Below are 16,569 nucleotides of genomic sequence, written 5' to 3'. Positions count from 1 at the left end.
GTCACTCTTCCACCAAGGGGCCATAGAGGATCAGCGCCGCTGCATCGCCGATCTCGGAGCGCAGCTTTTCGGCCAGCGCGGCCACCGTGGTGCGGGTCAGGTTTTGCGCCGGGCCGCTGACGTCCTCGGCGAGGATCGCCGGCGTGTCGGCGGGTAAACCGTGTGCGTGCAACACCTCGTAAAGCTGCGGGAAGGTGCGTTTGCCCATGAAGACGACGGTCGAGGCCAAGGGGTCGGCGAGGGCCTCTAGGTTCATATCCTCGGGTAGCCCGCCGCTGACGTCATGGCCGGTAACGAATTGCACACGGCGTGCGCTAAGGCGGCGAGTCAGCGGGATGCCGGCGGCGGCGGCGGCGGCGATAGCCGAGGGCACACCGGGGATGATTTCATAGGCGATCCCGGCCTCGCGGAGCGCGACCAGTTCTTCCTCGAGGCGGCCGAACAGCCCGCTGTCGCCGGATTTCAGCCGCACTACCCGCTGCCCGCTTTGCGCGTAATCGACCAGCAGGCGGCTGACGTGATGTTGCCGCGGCGAGGCGCGTCCGGCGCGTTTGCCAACCCCGATCAGATCGGCGTCGGGGCGGGCATGGCTGAGCACTGGGCCGGACGAGAGGTCATCAAACAGCACCGCATCGGCGCGGCGCAACCGGTCGACGGCTTTTAAGGTTAATAACTCGGGATCGCCGGGGCCGGAGCCGACGAAAGAGACAAATCCGCTCATGTTTGCTCCGCGGTGATCAGGTGGAAGAATGTGCCCGTGACATGCCCGCGGTGCGAGCCGGTTTCCGGCACCGGATTGCCGTCGGCATCGCCGACTTTGGCCAGCGGTGCGTCGGGTTGTTCGAGGATGGTCGAATAATGGTATTCATGGCCGCGCAGTTTGGCGCCAGTGGCATATCCGGGCAGAGGCGCCTGCAATTCGGCCTGCCGGTAGCCCAGATGGAATTTGCGTTTCTCGTAGCTGGTGACCAAACCAAGCAACCCCGCCATCTGGTGGCGCGTGCCGTCTTTGTCGATCAGCGCTTCGCCCAAGGCCATATAGCCCCCGCATTCGCCGTGAACGGGGCGGGTCTCGGCGTGGCGACGCAGACCGGCACGGAAGTTTTGCGCGGCGGCGAGGCGACCGGCGTGCAACTCGGGGTAGCCGCCCGGCAGCCAGACCAGATCGGCGTCGGGAGCGGGGGGCTCGTCGGCAAGGGGCGAGAAGGACAGCACCTCGGCGCCCGCTGTGCGCCAGCCCTCGATCAGATGCGGATAGGTGAAGGAAAACGCCGCGTCGCGCGCCAAGGCGATGCGCTGCGCCGGCGGTTTCGGCAGAGGGCCGCCAGCGGGCAGGGGTTTGCCGCGGGCGGCGGCTTTGATCGCCTCGATGTCCACATGTTCGCGCAGGAATTTGGCATAGCCCGCGATGGCCGCCTCAAGATCGGGGTGTTCGACGGCTTGGATCAGGCCCAAATGCCGCTCGGGCAGGGTCAGATCGCCGCGGCGGGGCAGGGCGCCGAGCACCTTGAGACCGGCTTTCTCCATGCCCATGGTGGTGAGCCGCTCATGGCGCGGTGAGGCGACGCGGTTGAGGATCACACCAGCGAACGGCAGATCGGGGTTATAAAGCCGGAACCCCAGCGCCGCCGCCGCCGCCGATTGCGCCTGTCCGCTGACGTCGACCACCAGGATCACCGGCCAGCCCAGTCGCAGCGCGGTCTCGGCGCTGGTGCCATAGCCGCTTTGCCCCTTGGTAGCGACGCCGTCATAGAGGCCCATCGAGCCCTCGGCGACGCAGATTTCGGCGTCATGCGCTTGGGTGGTGATCGCGTCGAGCAACCCGCCGCCCATCGCCCAGGTATCAAGGTTAAAGGAGGCGCGCCCGCTGGCCGCGAGGTGAAACGCGGGATCAATATAATCCGGCCCCGATTTGAACGGCTGGACCTTGAGCCCGTCCTCGGCCAGCGCGCGCAAAAGGCCCAGCATCACCGTGGTTTTGCCGGTGCCCGAGGAGGGCGCCGAGATCATCAGTCCCTTGGGATTATTCATCTGCGTCACTCCAGTTCGCCCAGGGGCTTTGCGCGGTTTGTGGCCGGTAGCGGCGGTCGTAATTCTTGGCATAGAGGCAGCTTTCCTCGAAATCCTCTGCGCCCAAGTCGCGGGCCAACGTAGGGCCAACAAGGATCAAAGCGGTGCGGGTGATGCCCGCGTCGAGCCGCGCTTCGATGTCACCGAGCGTGCCGCGAATGATCTGTTGGTCGGGCCAGCTGGCGCGAAACACGATGGCGACGGGGCAATTGGCGCCGTAAGCGGGGGTCAGGGTTTCTGTGACATGGGCGAGGTTCTGGATCGACAGATGGATCGCCAGCGTCGCGCCGGTGGCGGCGAAATTGGTTAATGACTCGCCCTCAGGCATGGTCGAGGCACGGCCCGGTGTGCGGGTCAGCACCACGGATTGCGCCAGTCCGGGGAGGGTCAGTTCCGCGCCCAGTGCAGCGGCGGCGGCGGCGAAAGAGGGCACGCCGGGGGTGACCGAGACGGGGATGCCGAGCGCGCGGAGGCGGCGGATTTGCTCGCCCATCGCCGACCAGACCGAGAGATCGCCGGAATGCAGCCGCGCCACGTCATGGCCTGCTTCATGGGCGCGCTGCATCTCACTGATGATCGCGTCGAGGTGTAGCGACGCGGTGTTGATGATCCGCGCATTCGTCGGGCAATGGGCGAGGATTTCCTGCGGCACCAGCGATCCGGCATAGAGGCAGACCGGCGCGGCGGCGATCAGATCGCGCGCGCGCAGGGTCAAGAGGTCCGGCGCTCCGGGGCCGGCGCCGATGAAATGGATGGTCATGGGGCGTCTCTTTCTGCGATGGCGCAACTGGCCATGCGGTCGGGGGAGGTTTTTCGCGGGCCGGTGAGGCGCGCGCCGGGGCCAGCGGCGGAGAGCGCGGCGGCCTCGGCGACGCTGCCGGTGCCGTGGGCGGCGATTGCGGCGGCGGAATGGGTGAGCGTCGCTTGGGCGCGCAGGTCTGACGGGGCGACGGCGTGGATGCTGAGGCCTAAGTCCTGCGCCAGGGCCTGCAGCGCGGGACTGCCCGCCTTGCTGGCCGCGGTGGCGAGAAGGTCGGGGCGCGCGCTGGTGAGGTTGAGGGCGGCGCGCAGACTGTCGACGCTGGCGCCTTGGCGAAATCCGAAACCGGCGACGATCATAGGGTGACGCTCCATTGCACCACCGGATAGCTGGATTTCCAGCCGCGTTTGCTACCCAAAGGCGCGGATTGCGCCAGTTCAATACGCAGCAAATCGCCGCCCCATGTCGCCTGCGCGTGCGCGAGCTGGGCTTCGGTTTCCAGCGTCACCGCATTGACGACGAGCCGCGTGCCTTGGGGCAAATGCGTGGTCAGCCAGTCGAGCATATCGGCGCTGAGCCCGCCGCCGATGAACACCGCGTCGGGCGGGGGGAGACCCGCCAGCGCCTCGGGGGCCTTGCCGTGGATCACATTGAGCCGGTCGACGCCCAAACGCGCGGCGTTCGCGGTGATCCGCGCGGCGCGCTCGGCGCGGGGTTCGATGCTGGTGGCGCGCAGGCTGGGGTGCGCAAGCAGCCATTCGATCGCCACCGAGCCCGAGCCGCCGCCGATATCCCATAGATGCTCATGGGGCCGTGGGGACAGCGCCGAGAGGGTCAGCGCGCGCATCGGGCGTTTGGTGATCTGCCCGTCGCTGTCGAACCAATCATCGGCCAGCCCGCTGGATTTGGGCAGCGCCGCGCCCGTGCCAGCCAGTTCGATGGCGGCGCAGACGGGATGGGTGAAGGTGCGCTTGGGGAGCTGTGCGGCAGTGGTGTCGGTGCGGCGCTCGCGGGGGCCGCCGAGAGCCTCAAATATGGTTAAAGCCGAGGGGCCGAAGCCGGTGGTGTTGAGATACTCTGCCAGTTCAGCCACTGCGGCGCCGTCACGCAGCAGCACGATGAGCCGGGTGCCGCGCGCGAGATCGGGGCGCAGGCGGGTTAAGGGGGCGGCGTGGAGCCCGCGGCAGAGCGTGGTTTCCAGCCGCCAACCCATGCGCGCGGCGACCCACGAGAAGGTGGAGGGGCCGGGCAGGGCGGTCCACTCCTCGGGCGCCAGATGCCGCGCGATACTGCTGCCGGCGCCGAACCAGAACGGGTCTTGCGAGGCCAGCGCCACGACGCGGTGTCCGCGCATGGCCTCAAGCCGCGCGATCCCGTCGGTGAAGGGCACGGGCCAAGGGATCAACTCGGCGCTGACCTTGGGCAGCAGCGTAAGATGGCGGGGCGGTCCGATGATGAATTCGGCTGTTTCCAGCGCCTCAAGGCTTGCACGCGGCAGCCCCTCCGGCGCATCTTCGCCCAACCCGACGATGGTCAGCCAAGGAGCCTTAACCATGACATATAACCTTTTGGTTCTGGGCGGCACCTCTGAGGCGACGGCGCTGTGCCAGCGGCTGAGCGCGGCGGGAATACGGGCGACGCTCTCCTATGCGGGCCGTGTGGCGCGTCCGGCGCGTCAAGCGCTGCCGCAGCGGATCGGCGGGTTTGGCGGGGTTGAGGGGTTGATCGCTTACTTGCGCGACAACGCGGTCACCCATGTGATTGATGCGACGCATCCTTTTGCCGCGCAGATGAGCAGTAATGCCGTTGCCGCCTGTGCCGAACTCGGCGTGCCGCTGGTCGCACTGACCCGCCCGGCGTGGCAAGCCGAGGCGGGGGATGACTGGATAAACGTGCCGGATATCGCCGGTGCAGTGGCGGCTCTGCAGCGTCCTGCCTTGAGGGTGATGCTGGCGGTCGGGCGCATGCATCTGGCGGAATTCGCGCCCAATCCGCAGCACTTCTATCTTTTGCGATTGATTGACGCGCCCGACGCGCCGCTGCCTTTCCCTGATTGCGAAGTGGTTCAAGCGCGCGGTCCCTTCACCCTTGCGGATGATCTGGAGTTGATGCGCGCGCATCGGATTGACCTTGTGGTGTCGAAAAACGCCGGTGGTGTCGGCGCCTCGGCCAAGATCGAAGCTGCCCGCGCCTTGGGGATTCCGGTGATCATGATCGACCGCCCCGCAATTCCCGCGCGGCGCGAGCTGCATAACGTCGATGAGGTGCTGGCGTTTATCGGTCATTCGGGCGCCGCATCCATCGGCACCGAGCGCGGCGTGTAAACAATGGGCGCGCCGTCGCGAGTGATCAGCCGCGTGGTCGAATTTCCCAGCAGAACTATAGTGCGCATATCGGCCATCTCGGGGCGGGCCTCGGGCAGCGAGACGATGCGGATCGCCTCTTCAGGGGTCGAGACCGCGCGGGCGAAAATCATCGGGCGGGTGTCGGCGCAAGCTTCGTTGAGGATCTCGAGCACGCGGGCGAAGCCGTCGGGGCGGGCCTTTGAGCGCGGGTTATAGAAGGCCATGGCGAAATCAGCCTCGGCGGCAAGGCGAAGGCGTTTTTCGATCAGTGCCCAAGGCTTGAGATTGTCGCTCAGGTTGATCGCGCAGAAATCATGGCCCAAGGGCGCGCCGACCCGCGCGGCGGCGGCGAGCATGGCGGTGATGCCGGGCAGGACTTCGATCTGCAGGTCGCGCCACGCGGGAGGGCCGGATTCCACCGCCTCGAACACCGCCGCTGCCATAGCAAAAACGCCGGGATCGCCCGAGGAGACCACCACCACATGGCGGCCCGCAGCGGCCATTTCCAATGCGTGGCGTGAGCGGTCCAGTTCGACGCGGTTGTCGCTGGCGTGCAGCGTCAGCCCGTCGCGTGGTGCCACGCGGGCGACATAGGGGATGTAGCCGACGATATCGGTGGCGCGGGCCAAGGCGGCGGTGACCTGTGGTGTGACCAACGCCTCGGCACCCGGCCCGAGACCGGCGATGACCAGCGAGCCGCTCATGGCCGCCGCCCTGTGCCATGCACTATGACAATCGAGAAATAGGGCGCCGGTCCTTGTGTTTCGGCAAGCCTCTGCACGGTTTGTTCCTTGGTGCTGGCGTGTTCGACCAGCCATGCGGCCTCGTATTTACCCGCGCGGCGCAGGGCGCGGCGGAGCTTGTCGATATTGCGCCCGATTTTCATCACCACCAGCGCATCGGCGGCCAGCATATGGCGCGTCAGATCGTCCTCTGGCAGCGTCGCCATCAGCACGCTGAGCACGTCGTCGCCCCAGGTGATCGGCTGCCCCGTTGCCGTCCAAGCCGCCGACATGCCGGTGGTTGCGGGCACCACCTGCAACGGGGTCACGCCGTCAAGACGGGTGTAGAGATGCATGAAGGAGCCGTAGAAAAACGGATCGCCCTCGCAAAGCACGACCACATCTTCGCCGCCCTCGGCCAGCGAGGCCAGATGCGCGGTGCACTCGGCATAGAATGTGGACAGCGCGGTGTTATAGGCAGGGTCGCCAAAGGGCGTTTCGGTGGTCAGCGGGTAGTCCATCGGGAATTCGACCGCCTCGGGATGCAAGAGCCCGTCGACCAGCGCGCGGGCGCGGCCTTTGGCGCCTTTCTTACGGAAATAGGCGATATGGCGGGCGTTCGTCACCAGCCGATGCGCGCGCAGGCTCATCAGATCTGGATCGCCGGGGCCGAGGCCGACACCGTGGATGGTGCCGAGGCGGTTGGTCGCCGGCTGCGATGGGGCGTTGATCGCGGCAGTCATTCCGCGCGGCTCGCGATGGCGTTGATCGCGGCGACGGTGATCGCAGAGCCGCCTAAGCGCCCCTCAACAACGCAAGAGGGCACCGGCTGGTCGGCCCAGAGCGCGTCCTTGCTCTCGCGGGCGCCGACAAAGCCGACGGGACAGCCGATGATCGCCGCAGGGCGCGGGCAGGCGGGATCTTTGAGCATGTTCAAGAGGTGAAAGAGGGCCGTGGGCGCGTTGCCGATCGCGACCAGCGCGCCCTCAAGATGCGGGCGCCAGAGTTCCAGCGCCGCGGCGGAGCGGGTGTTGGACATGCTTTGCGCCAGCGCCGGCACTTTGGGGTCCCAGAGCGTGCAAATTACCTCGTTGTCCTTGGGCAGGCGGGTTCGGGTGACGCCCTCACTGACCATCCGCGCATCGCAAAGGATCGGCGCGCCGGCCTGTAGGGCGGCCCGTGCGACACTGGCGAAATCGGGGGACATGTGGATGTGGTCTTCCAGCCCGACGAGACCGGCGGCGTGGATCATCCGCACGGCGATAGGCTCTTCCTCGGCGGTGAACCGCGCGAGATCGGCCTCGGCGCGGATGATCGAGAAGGACTGCGCGTAAATTGCGGCGCCACTGGTTTCATAGGTGTAAAGCGTGTCGGTCATTGGGTGTTCACTTCGCGAAGAATGTCATCTGGGGAGAGCGCGCGGCGCTCGGGTGTGTCTGTGGCGGTGCCATGGCGGATCAGGTCGAAACGCCCATCGCGGCCGGTGAGTGTCAGGTCGGCAGCGGTTTTGCGCGCGCAGCCTTTGGCGCAGCCCGAGACATGCAGCGTGCCGTTGATTTGGGGCGCGAGGCGCTTGGCGAAGGCGCGGGTTTCGACGCTGGATGAGGGGCAATAGGGCGCGCCGGGGCAGGCATCGACGCGCAGCAATGGGTCGTGCGGATCGGTGAGAAAGGCGTCGGTGTCGGGCAGTGTGCCACCTTCAAGATAGAGCATCCGCCACGGGGTCAGGCGGATCGCTTGCAGGGATTGCGCGCGGATCACCTGCGCAAGCGCTTCGGCGTCGATTTGGCCGAAGGCGGCGCCGATGAGGGAGCCGGTTGATTGCCGGCCGATCTGCGGCGCGGGGGCAGCAGGCAGGGCAGGCGCGTCGCACCATTCTGGCGGCAGGGGGGAATGCGCCAGCACCTGCGCCATGCGGCGGTGATCTGGAGTGAGGTGATCGGCGAGCCATGCCGCCATCTCGAGCAGCGCAGGAATGGCCGTGTCTTCGGTCACCGCACGGCCCGCCGCCGCCCCATCGGCGCGCAGGATCAGGCCAGAGGCGGCGCGTTCGATGCGGATATCGGCGCTGTCGCGGGTCAGCAGCGGTTGTGCGAGTGTATCGATGGCAAAGCCGATTTTCGCGGGCAGGTCTGGCAGGTCTGCGAGCTGGTCGATCAGCTCTATGGAAAGGCGATGGATGAGGTCTCCCGATTGCCAGAAGGGGGCGACGAGAATATTGCGCCGGGATTCAATGGCCGGATCGGTGTCGAGAAGGTCGAGATCGGCCAGCGCCTCGATCAGCGCCAAATGATCGCCCTCGGCGACGCCGCGGATTTGCAGATTGGCGCGGTTGGTCAGGTCCAGATAGCCGTGACCGTAGCGCTGGGCCAAGGCGCAAAGCCCCAGCGCCTGCGCAGCCGTCAGACGTGCCAGTCGCGGGCGGATGCGCACCACCAGTCCGTCCGCCGCCAGCATCGGGCGGTGGGCGCCGGGGCACCAGCCTTTGACCGTCGCCGCGCTCATGCGCTGGCCTCCAAAGTCGCAAGCACCGAGTTGCGCCGCGTTTGCCACAGACCCGCCTGCAAGAGTGCCGCGAAGCGGTCCTGCATGGCGCGATGGGCCTGTGGATTGGCGTCTTGCAAGAAGCCGTCGACCTCGGGGTTGCCCAAGGTGGCCTCATGGTAAAGATCAAACAGATGCGGCGGCACGGCAGCGGCGAGATGGGCGAAATGGGCCATATGCTCGAGCGTCGCGGCAATCTCGGCCGCGCCGCGAAAGCCGTGTAATTTCATGCCATTGATCCAGTCGGGATTGGCGGCGCGGGCGCGGACCACGCGGGCAATCTCCTCGGACAGTGCGCGGGCGCGGGGGGGCTCGGGATCGGTGTTGTCGAGATGGTAAAGCGCGGCCTTACCGCCGGTGAGTGCTTGCGCGGCGGCAAACCCGCCTTCATGCGCGGCGTAATCGGCGGCCAGCAGGAGGTCGGTTTCGGGCAGGTCTTGGGGATGCACGAAAGCATCAGCCTGCGCGACACGGGTGCGGATGCCGCTGGCGTCTTTGGTCGCCGCCTCGCCGTCGAGCGCCCAAGCGCTGGCGTTGAGCCACGTGAGACCGGCTTTCTCGCGGCCCGCGGTGCTGTAATCCTCCAGCGCGTCGCCCATGCCCAGCCCGAAGCTGCCCGGCGCCGGCCCGTAGACCCGCGCCAGATCCGCGCGGCCCGCGTAGGGGTTCCAATCCGGCGCCTCGTCGCGGGCGGCGAGGGCGCGCACGGCTTGGGCGAACAGAGCCGAGAGGGTCGGGAAAACGTCGCGGAACAATCCCGAGACGCGCAATGTCACGTCGATGCGCGGGCGGTCCATTTCGGCCAGCGGCAGGACTTCGATGCCCGAGACGCGCTCAGAGCCCTCGTCCCAGAGCGGGCGCACGCCGAGAAGATGCAGCGCCATGGCGAATTCTTCGCCCGCCGTGCGCATGGTCGCCGAACCCCAGAGATCGACGATGAGGCCGCGCGGCCAGTCGCCCTCGTCTTGCAGGTGCTGCCGGATCAGCTCATCGGCGAGGCGCACGCCCTGCGCATAGGCGGCGCGGGTCGGCACCGCACGCGGATCGGTGGTGAAAAGGTTGCGCCCCGTCGGCAACACATCGCGGCGCCCACGGTAGGGCGAGCCCGAGGGGCCGGCGGCAATGCGCCGCCCATTGAGCGCGTCGAGCAGCGATTGGCGTTCGTTTTCAACCGATTGCGCGGTGGCGAAAGGCGCGTTGCCCTGCGGCGCACGGCCCCAGATATGCAGCCCTTCGCCGAATTGGCTGTCCTTGATATCGCAGACAAATTGGTCGATGCGGGTGATCGCCTCGGCGCTGCAGGCGGCGTGCGCGAGGCCGAGATCATCCTCGAGTCCCTGCGCTTGCGCCTCCGCGCGGATGTCGCTTTGAAGCCGGTCGCGGCGGCGCGGGTCAAGCCCGTCGGCGTTGGAAAACTCGTCAAGCAGCGCCTCAAGACGTGCCAGCCGGTCGGGGGTGCTGCTGGCTTTCATTGGAGGCGGGATATGGCCCAGCGTCACCGCGCCAATGCGGCGTTTGGCCTGCGCGGCCTCGCCGGGGTCGTTGACGATGAACGGGTAGATTATGGGCAATGCGCCGGTCAGCGCCTCGGGCCAGCACTCGGCCGAGAGGGCGACGGATTTGCCCGGCAGCCATTCGAGCGTGCCATGGGCGCCGATATGGACCAGCGCGTCGCAGTGGCTTTGCAGCCAGAGATAAAACGCCACATAGGCGTGGCGCGGGGTGCGGGCGAGGTCGTGATAGCTGTCGGCGCGGCCCTCGGGCGTGTCGCGCTCGGGCTGTAGCGCAAGGGTGATATGACCGCGCTGGGTGGCTTTGAAGTGGAAGGCGCCGTCGCGGAAATCAGGATCATCCTCGGGTGCGCCCCAAGCCTCGGTGAGCTGGGCGCGCAGGGTTTCGGGCAGGCACGCAAGGGCGGTTTTATAGGCGGTGAACGGGTAGGGGATGGCGCGAGCTGCAAGCGCGTCGGTCAGCGGTTGGTCACTGGTGGCGACCGCGTAGCCTGCGCCCTGCAGGGCGGCCAGCATCGCCTCGGCGGATTGCACCGCGTCGAGGCCCACCGCATGGCCCATGTTCCAATCCTTGCCCGGATAGGTCGAGAGGACCAACGCGACGCGCCGTTCGCCTGCGGGTTTGGCGGCGAGGCGGGTCCAGCCCTGCACGCGGTCGGCGATGGCGCCGATGCGGTCAGGCTCGGGGCTGTGCGAGAGGCGGGCGAATTGCAGGTGTTCATCGCGCGCGCCGGGGTCTTTGAAGCTGGCGACACCGGTGGTGATCCGGCCGTCGACCTCGGGCAGCACCACATGCATCGCCAGATCGGCGGGCGAGAGGCCGCGCTCGGCCTCGGCCCATGCTTTGCGGGTGGAGGTGGCGAGGGCGACCTGAAACACCGGCACATTGGCGGCGTCCAAGGGCGAGCTGCCCGTGGCGCCCTTGCCGGAAAACGCGGTGGCATTGACGATGGCGACGGGGGTTAGCGCCTTGACCTGACGGTCGAGCCAAAGGGCTTCCTCGGGGGCTTTGAGCGAGGGCGCGAAGAGCGCGCGCACGTCATAGCCGCGGGCGGTGAAGGCGTCATAGAGCGCGGTGATCGGGGCAAGATCGGCGGCGACCAGATATGAGCGGTAGAAGACCAGAAGGATGCGCGACCTGCCCGCCAGAGCCTCGGGTGAGCCCATCGGCAGCAGCGGGCAGCAAGCGCCCGCTTCAGGAGTCCACGCGCCGACCGGCGGCAGGGATTTACTGCCGCGCACGGGACCGGCGTAGAGACCGGCGGCCAGCGCCATTTGTGCCAATGCGGCCTGCGCGGCAATTGCGCCACCGCTGTCGCAGAGATGTGCCAGACGCCGCAGGGTGGATTTGGGCAGCGTCGACATTTTGTCGAGCCGTGCGTCGGGGCGGCCATCGGCGGGCAGAACCGCCAGCGCGATGCCCTTTTCCTGCGCCAAGGCGCGGATGCTTTGCAACCCGTAGGGCCAATATGGCACCCCGCCGATCAGCCGGATCAGGATGCCCTTGGCGCCGCTCAGGGTCTGCTCGATATAGGTATCGACCGAGAGCGGGTGTTTGAGCGCGGTGATATTGGCCAGCCGCAGGGACGGCAAACGCCCCTGCGGCCCGCCGCCACGATTCCAGCCTTCCGCGAAAGCGCCAAGGTCGGAATCCGATAGCGAGAGCACCACCAGATCGGCGGCATCCTGCGCCAGATCGACGGGCGTCTCGCCTTCGTCCAACCCGTGGCTTTCGCGGAAGACTACATGCACGGCGTTACTCGGCGGCTTCTGCGCGCGCGGCACCCAGCGCGGCGCGGATTGCGTCGGCGTTGATGTCGTCATGCTCGGCGATCACCACCAGACGACCGGCGCGGGGCTCTTCGGCTTTCCACGGGCGGTCGAACTGGTGACGCACCCGCGCGCCCACCGCCTGCACCAAGAGGCGCATCGGTTTGCCCGCAACGGCGGCATAGCCTTTGACCCGCAAGATGTTGTGATCCTTGGCCAATCCCTCGATAGCGCGGACCAGAGCGGCGGGATCGGTGAGTTCGGGGATCTCGACGACGATGCTTTCGAAATCCTCATGCTCGTGATCATCGGCGCCGTCGTGATGCGAGGGCCGCGCGTCAATGTCATCCTCGGCGGCGGCCTCGAGACCCAGAATGATGCGCGGGTCGATCTCGCCCTCGGCGACCTCAATCACCGGAATTGGACGCGGGGCGACGGATGCAATCAGCTCTTTGGCACGCGCAACACCCTCGGCACCGGCCAGATCGGGTTTGGTCAGGAGGATGATATCGGCGCAGGAAATCTGGTCCTCGAAGACCTCGGAGAGGGGCGTGTCATGGTCAAGGCTGTCATCAGCGAGCCGCTGGGCATCGACGCGGGCCACATCGGGCGCGAAACGACCGGCGGCGACGGCTTCGGCATCGGCGAGCGCGATCACCCCGTCAACGGTGATTTTCGAGCGGATGTCGGGCCAGTCAAAGGCTTTGAGCAAGGGTTTCGGCAGCGCCAGACCCGAGGTCTCGATCAGGATGTGATCGGGGCGCGGGTCGAGCGCCATCAGCGCCTCAATGGTGGGGATGAAATCATCGGCGACGGTGCAGCAGATGCAGCCGTTGGCCAATTCCATGATGTTTTCGGCGGGGCAATCGGGGATCGCGCAGGCTTTGAGGATCTCGCCGTCAACGCCGACATCGCCGAATTCATTGACGATAATCGCCAGCCGCTTGCCGCCCGGGTTCTGCATCAACTGGCGCACCAGCGTGGTTTTACCGGCACCCAGAAAGCCGGTGATGACGGTGACGGGGAGTTTCGCAAGATCAGACATTTGGGACCTCCAATGGGGGGATGCGTGCGACGCAGTTGCGTTTGAAATGTTCGGGACGTTCGCGCCACGGGATCAGCCCGTTTTCGGTGGCGTGGTAGCGGGCGGCGCCGTCAAGCAGCATCGCCGGATCGGCAACCTCGTCGAGATTGGCGAAAACATAGGTCCAGCGGTCACCGCCGCGCAGCGCCACGGTGCAGCCGTGGTCGCAGTTTTGCAGGCAGGCGACCGGCGTCAGACGGATCTCTTCGGGCACCGGCAGCGCGGTGAGCGCGTCAAACAGAATCTGGCCGGGCCAGCGGTCGTCATCGGCAACGGTGGCGCGACCACGGCGGCATTTGACGCAGATCAGCAATTCGGTGGGAGGAAGCGGCGTGTCCGCCTGATCTTTCATGGCTCTCGGCCCCATCAATTCAGGGGACGCAGGCATGAAAGGCGAGGGTTCTCCGGTGGCCGGAATCACCCCGACCCCAGAACACCCCGTCCGGTTGCGTCGTCACGTGTTGGCAGGTCTCCCGGCTTACGGATCCAGCGCCAGACATGGCTCTGCGGCTGATCTGCCTTCCCAGCGATTGCCAGTGGCGATGATCGGCCTTTCCGTTCACGGTCGCGGGGGCGGCTGCACTTGACCGCGAGGATTCGCGGCTGCACATTCCCTTTTCACCTGCCACTGGCAGGCACCAACACACCCAGAGCTTTCGCCTATAGCGCATCGCCTGTCAAGCCGAAGGAAGTCACTCGATGGCCAATGATCTGAACGCCCGTCACACGGAAAAAATGCGCAAAATCAAGGCGGCGCGCGATAGGATGATGGAGAGCAAGACCGAAGAGAAAGGCTTGATCATTGTGCATACGGGGCCGGGGAAGGGCAAATCCTCCTCCGCCTTCGGGATGATCATGCGCTGCATCGCCCACGGTATGCCCTGCGCGGTGGTGCAGTTCATCAAGGGCGATAGGCCGACCGGTGAGAAGACCCTGCTGCGCGAGCGATTCGCCAAAGAGTGCCGGTTCTTCGTCTCTGGTGAGGGGTTTACTTGGGAAACGCAGGACCGAGAGCGCGATATCGCGGCGGCGCAAAACGGCTGGCGGATTGCCAAAGAGCAAATTCTCGATCCCGAGATCCAGTTTGTGCTCTTGGACGAGATCAATATCGCGCTGCGCAACGATTATCTGGCTATCGACGAGGTGGTGGAGTTTTTGCTGCATGAAAAGCCCGAGATGACCCATGTCTGCCTGACCGGCCGCAACGCCAAGCCCGAGTTGATCGAGGCCGCCGATCTGGTCACCGAGATGACCCTGCTCAAGCACCCGTTCCGCGACGGGATCAAAGCGCAAATCGGCGTCGAGATGTAATCCGCGATGACCCGCGCAGTGATGATACAGGGCACCGGCTCGAATGTCGGCAAGTCGATGCTGGTCGCCGGTCTGTGCCGTGCGGCGCGGTTGCGGGGGCTCAAGGTGGCGCCGTTCAAGCCGCAGAATATGTCGAATAATGCCGCGGTGACCGAGAATCTGGGCGAGATCGGGCGCGCGCAGGCGCTGCAGGCGCTGGCCTGTGGGTTGGCGGCGCATACGGATATGAATCCGGTGCTTCTGAAGCCCGAAAGCGAGACCGGCGCGCAGGTGATCGTGCAGGGCAAGCGGCTGACGACGACGCGGGGGCGCGAGTATCCGGCGCTGAAACCGCGGCTGATGGAGGCGGTGCTGGAGAGTTTTGCGCGGCTCAAAGCGCGTCATGATCTGGTGATTGTCGAGGGCGCGGGCAGCCCCGCCGAGGTCAATCTGCGCGCCGGTGACATCGCCAATATGGGGTTTGCGCGTGCTGCCGACTGTCCGGTGATCCTGACCGGCGATATTGATCGCGGCGGGGTGATCGCCCAGATCATCGGCTCGCAGGCGGTGATGGAGGCGGGCGATAACGCGATGGTGGCGGGGTTCCTGATCAACAAATTTCGCGGCGATCCGCGGCTGTTTGACGATGGTTACGCGTATATCGCCGCGCGCAGCGGCTGGCGCGGGTTTGGCGTGGTGCCCTATTTTGGTGACGCCTATAAGTTGCCCGCCGAGGATGCGCTGGACCTGCCCAAGGGCGGCGGCGCGGGTGGCTATAAGATTGCGGTTCTGACCCTCTCGCGGATTGCGAATTTTGATGATCTTGATCCATTGGCACAGGAACCCGGCGTCAATCTGACCATGGTGCGCGCGGGGGAGGTGATCCCCTATGACGCCGATCTGGTGATCATCCCCGGCTCGAAATCCACCCGCAGCGATCTGGCGTTTCTGCGCGCGCAGGGCTGGGATATCGACCTCGCGGCGCATGTGCGGCGTGGCGGCAAAGTATTGGGGATTTGCGCAGGGTATCAGATGCTTGGCGCAATGGTGCGCGATCCTTTGGGGATTGAGGGCAGCGCCGGTGAGACCGCCGGTCTGGGGCATCTTGGGGTCGAGACCGAGATGACGCCGGACAAACACTTGACCCAGATTGAGGCGGTGCATCAGGCGACAGGCAGCGGTTTTCAGGGCTATGAAATCCACATCGGGCGCTCGGAGGGCGCGGACCGGCAGCGGCGTTTTGCAACGGTTGACGGGCGGCCTGAGGGCGCGGTCTCGGCGGATGGGCGGGTGATGGGGAGTTACCTGCACGGGATGTTTGCCAATGACGCATTCCGTGCCGCTTTCCTGCGCAGCATCGGCGGCGAGGCTTCCGGATTGCGCTATGCGGACGGCGTGGACGAGACGCTCGACGCACTGGCCGCACACCTCGAGGCGCATGTCGATGTGGCGGGGATTCTGGGCTGCGCGCGGTAGATTTTTGATGTGCTAGGCGTCTGCAGGCGGGCAGGCGGCCAGCGCATCCTTCAGCCGCGCCCATTCCTGCGCCCCGCCGGGCAGGCCGAGCCGCAGCCATGTCTTGGAATAGGGGAAGATCCGCGACCAGATTTGGTGCCGCGCCAGATGGTCCTGAGCGGACTGCGCATCAGGCGTGTCGTAGAGCCGGAACAGCTCGGTGCCGCCAAGCGGCACCCAGCCCGCAGCCTGCGCCAGAGCGTCGGCAAGCCTGGCCTCGGTCCGCAGCCGCTGAATCGTCGCCTCGGCCCATGCCCGATCACCCAGCGCCTGAGTGGCAATACGCAAAGCCGCGCCGTTGACCGGCCACGGCCCCGCCATCTCCTCGAGTTTGCCGATTTCCTCGGCATGGCCAATGGCAAAACCCAGCCGCAAACCGGCCAGCCCGTAGAACTTGCCGAAGGAACGCAAGACGATCAGCCCGCGCGCACCGGCCTTGGGCGCCAATGAGTGTTCGGGCTGCATATCGCCGAAGCTTTCATCGACCAGTAGGCGGGTTTCGCGCGCTAGGTCCTGCAGCGCGTCGGGTGTAAACCGCTGCCCGTCGGGGTTGTTCGGATTGACCACGACGGCCAGATCGGCGCCGGCAAGATCCTCCAATCGCTGCACCTCGCGCACCTGCCAACCGGCGGCGCGCAGGGCGGCTGCGTGCTCATTGTAGGTCGGCGTCAGCACATGCGCGCACCCCGGCGCTGTGAGATAGGGAATCATCTGGATCGCCGCCTGCGCGCCTGCGGTGGCCAGCATCGGCGCCTGCGTGCCGTAGGTCTCGCGCGCTGCGGCCAGCAGGGCGGATTTCGCGGCATGTGTCGGCAGCATCGTCCAATCCTGCGGGGGGATTGCAGGCACGGGATAGGGCTCGCGGTTGATGCCGGTCGAGAGGTCAATCCAGTCCTGCCCGCCGAAACGGGCGATAGCGGCGTCGATATTTCCACCGTGATCGCGCAAAATCGCCTCC

The 16,569-nt window shown here is 66.4% G+C and carries 16 protein-coding genes and 1 riboswitch; of the genes, 3 read left to right on the top strand and 13 right to left on the bottom strand.

Features of this window, described 5'->3' with window-relative positions; translation table 11 throughout:
• Position 1: 1 nt before the first annotated feature.
• From cobA to cbiE, 5 genes are read right to left on the bottom strand one after another with little or no spacing between them, the layout of a single operon-like run.
• The gene (cobA, locus tag DDE20_RS14720) at positions 2-721 is read right to left on the bottom strand and encodes a uroporphyrinogen-III C-methyltransferase (RefSeq protein WP_116559278.1); all 720 of its coding nucleotides are present in this window, start codon (positions 719-721) and stop codon (positions 2-4) included.
• Entirely contained in the window at positions 718-2,031 is a 1,314-nt protein-coding gene (locus DDE20_RS14715; protein WP_205961680.1) for a cobyrinic acid a,c-diamide synthase CobB, read from the bottom strand. Before DDE20_RS14715 ends, cobA begins: the two co-directional genes overlap by 4 nt.
• Complete coding sequence (gene cobM, locus DDE20_RS14710) at positions 2,024-2,830, bottom strand: precorrin-4 C(11)-methyltransferase (RefSeq protein ID WP_116559276.1); 807 nt, start codon at positions 2,828-2,830, stop codon at positions 2,024-2,026. The genes DDE20_RS14715 and cobM overlap by 8 nt, the downstream gene beginning before the upstream one ends.
• The gene (locus tag DDE20_RS14705; RefSeq protein ID WP_116559275.1) at positions 2,827-3,189 is read right to left on the bottom strand and encodes a cobalamin biosynthesis protein; all 363 of its coding nucleotides are present in this window, start codon (positions 3,187-3,189) and stop codon (positions 2,827-2,829) included. Before DDE20_RS14705 ends, cobM begins: the two co-directional genes overlap by 4 nt.
• A complete protein-coding gene (cbiE, locus tag DDE20_RS14700) occupies positions 3,186-4,385 on the bottom strand; it encodes a precorrin-6y C5,15-methyltransferase (decarboxylating) subunit CbiE (protein ID WP_116559274.1) in 1,200 nt (399 codons plus the stop codon). The genes DDE20_RS14705 and cbiE overlap by 4 nt, the downstream gene beginning before the upstream one ends.
• On the opposite strand from cbiE, the gene DDE20_RS14695 reads away from it, so the two are divergent.
• A complete protein-coding gene (locus tag DDE20_RS14695) occupies positions 4,384-5,154 on the top strand; it encodes a cobalt-precorrin-6A reductase (RefSeq protein ID WP_116559273.1) in 771 nt (256 codons plus the stop codon). The genes cbiE and DDE20_RS14695 overlap by 2 nt on opposite strands.
• Here the strand turns inward: DDE20_RS14695 and cobJ are convergent.
• The 7 genes from cobJ to DDE20_RS14660 are packed head-to-tail and all read right to left on the bottom strand — an operon-like array spanning position 5,112 to position 13,158.
• On the bottom strand, positions 5,112-5,879 hold the full coding sequence (cobJ, locus tag DDE20_RS14690; RefSeq protein ID WP_116559272.1) for a precorrin-3B C(17)-methyltransferase: 768 nt from the start codon (positions 5,877-5,879) through the stop codon (positions 5,112-5,114). The two genes, DDE20_RS14695 and cobJ, sit on opposite strands and share 43 nt — an antisense overlap.
• Positions 5,876-6,640 (bottom strand): precorrin-2 C(20)-methyltransferase, encoded by a 765-nt coding sequence (gene cobI / locus DDE20_RS14685; protein WP_116559271.1) that lies wholly within the window; start codon positions 6,638-6,640, stop codon positions 5,876-5,878. Before cobI ends, cobJ begins: the two co-directional genes overlap by 4 nt.
• A complete protein-coding gene (locus DDE20_RS14680) occupies positions 6,637-7,275 on the bottom strand; it encodes a precorrin-8X methylmutase (protein WP_116559270.1) in 639 nt (212 codons plus the stop codon). Before DDE20_RS14680 ends, cobI begins: the two co-directional genes overlap by 4 nt.
• Complete coding sequence (locus DDE20_RS14675) at positions 7,272-8,402, bottom strand: cobalamin biosynthesis protein CobG (protein ID WP_116559269.1); 1,131 nt, start codon at positions 8,400-8,402, stop codon at positions 7,272-7,274. The genes DDE20_RS14680 and DDE20_RS14675 overlap by 4 nt, the downstream gene beginning before the upstream one ends.
• On the bottom strand, positions 8,399-11,704 hold the full coding sequence (gene cobN, locus DDE20_RS14670; RefSeq protein ID WP_116559335.1) for a cobaltochelatase subunit CobN: 3,306 nt from the start codon (positions 11,702-11,704) through the stop codon (positions 8,399-8,401). The genes DDE20_RS14675 and cobN overlap by 4 nt, the downstream gene beginning before the upstream one ends.
• A 4-nt stretch (positions 11,705-11,708) precedes the next feature.
• Positions 11,709-12,767 (bottom strand): cobalamin biosynthesis protein CobW, encoded by a 1,059-nt coding sequence (gene cobW, locus DDE20_RS14665; RefSeq protein ID WP_116559268.1) that lies wholly within the window; start codon positions 12,765-12,767, stop codon positions 11,709-11,711.
• Positions 12,760-13,158 carry a DUF1636 family protein gene (locus DDE20_RS14660; protein ID WP_116559267.1) on the bottom strand — a complete coding sequence of 133 codons (399 nt, stop codon included), beginning with the start codon at positions 13,156-13,158 and terminating at the stop codon, positions 12,760-12,762. Before DDE20_RS14660 ends, cobW begins: the two co-directional genes overlap by 8 nt.
• Positions 13,159-13,252: 94 nt before the next feature.
• A riboswitch (cobalamin riboswitch) is annotated at positions 13,253-13,464 on the bottom strand.
• 41 nt (positions 13,465-13,505) lie between these two features.
• On the opposite strand from DDE20_RS14660, the gene cobO reads away from it, so the two are divergent.
• Both cobO and DDE20_RS14650 read left to right on the top strand, forming a co-directional pair.
• A complete protein-coding gene (gene cobO / locus DDE20_RS14655; protein ID WP_116559266.1) occupies positions 13,506-14,117 on the top strand; it encodes a cob(I)yrinic acid a,c-diamide adenosyltransferase in 612 nt (203 codons plus the stop codon).
• A 6-nt stretch (positions 14,118-14,123) separates the two neighbouring features.
• Positions 14,124-15,572, top strand: a complete 1,449-nt coding sequence (locus tag DDE20_RS14650) for a cobyric acid synthase (protein WP_116559265.1) — start codon at positions 14,124-14,126, stop codon at positions 15,570-15,572.
• Between the two features lie 12 nt (positions 15,573-15,584).
• Here the strand turns inward: DDE20_RS14650 and cobD are convergent, their stop codons facing one another.
• The gene (gene cobD / locus DDE20_RS14645) at positions 15,585-16,559 is read right to left on the bottom strand and encodes a threonine-phosphate decarboxylase CobD (RefSeq protein WP_116559334.1); all 975 of its coding nucleotides are present in this window, start codon (positions 16,557-16,559) and stop codon (positions 15,585-15,587) included.
• Positions 16,560-16,569 lie beyond the last annotated feature (10 nt).

This window comes from Pararhodobacter oceanensis, from assembly GCF_003076755.1.
GTDB classification, from domain to species: Bacteria; Pseudomonadota; Alphaproteobacteria; order Rhodobacterales; family Rhodobacteraceae; genus Pararhodobacter; species Pararhodobacter oceanensis.
This window is presented reverse-complemented; position numbering and strand designations above follow the sequence as displayed.

Bases quoted from the DNA above. Each gene is read 5' to 3' on its own strand.
- cobA (WP_116559278.1), bottom strand. From the start codon at position 721: ATGAGCGGATTTGTCTCTTTCGTCGGCTCCGGCCCCGGCGATCCCGAG.
- DDE20_RS14715 (WP_205961680.1), bottom strand. From the start codon at position 2,031: ATGAATAATCCCAAGGGACTGATGATCTCGGCGCCCTCCTCGGGCACC.
- cobM (WP_116559276.1), bottom strand. From the start codon at position 2,830: ATGACCATCCATTTCATCGGCGCCGGCCCCGGAGCGCCGGACCTCTTG.
- DDE20_RS14705 (WP_116559275.1), bottom strand. From the start codon at position 3,189: ATGATCGTCGCCGGTTTCGGATTTCGCCAAGGCGCCAGCGTCGACAGT.
- DDE20_RS14695 (WP_116559273.1), top strand. From the start codon at position 4,384: ATGACATATAACCTTTTGGTTCTGGGCGGCACCTCTGAGGCGACGGCG.
- cbiE (WP_116559274.1), bottom strand. From the start codon at position 4,385: ATGGTTAAGGCTCCTTGGCTGACCATCGTCGGGTTGGGCGAAGATGCG.
- cobJ (WP_116559272.1), bottom strand. From the start codon at position 5,879: ATGAGCGGCTCGCTGGTCATCGCCGGTCTCGGGCCGGGTGCCGAGGCG.
- cobI (WP_116559271.1), bottom strand. From the start codon at position 6,640: ATGACTGCCGCGATCAACGCCCCATCGCAGCCGGCGACCAACCGCCTC.
- DDE20_RS14680 (WP_116559270.1), bottom strand. From the start codon at position 7,275: ATGACCGACACGCTTTACACCTATGAAACCAGTGGCGCCGCAATTTAC.
- DDE20_RS14675 (WP_116559269.1), bottom strand. From the start codon at position 8,402: ATGAGCGCGGCGACGGTCAAAGGCTGGTGCCCCGGCGCCCACCGCCCG.
- cobW (WP_116559268.1), bottom strand. From the start codon at position 12,767: ATGTCTGATCTTGCGAAACTCCCCGTCACCGTCATCACCGGCTTTCTG.
- DDE20_RS14660 (WP_116559267.1), bottom strand. From the start codon at position 13,158: ATGAAAGATCAGGCGGACACGCCGCTTCCTCCCACCGAATTGCTGATC.
- cobO (WP_116559266.1), top strand. From the start codon at position 13,506: ATGGCCAATGATCTGAACGCCCGTCACACGGAAAAAATGCGCAAAATC.
- DDE20_RS14650 (WP_116559265.1), top strand. From the start codon at position 14,124: ATGACCCGCGCAGTGATGATACAGGGCACCGGCTCGAATGTCGGCAAG.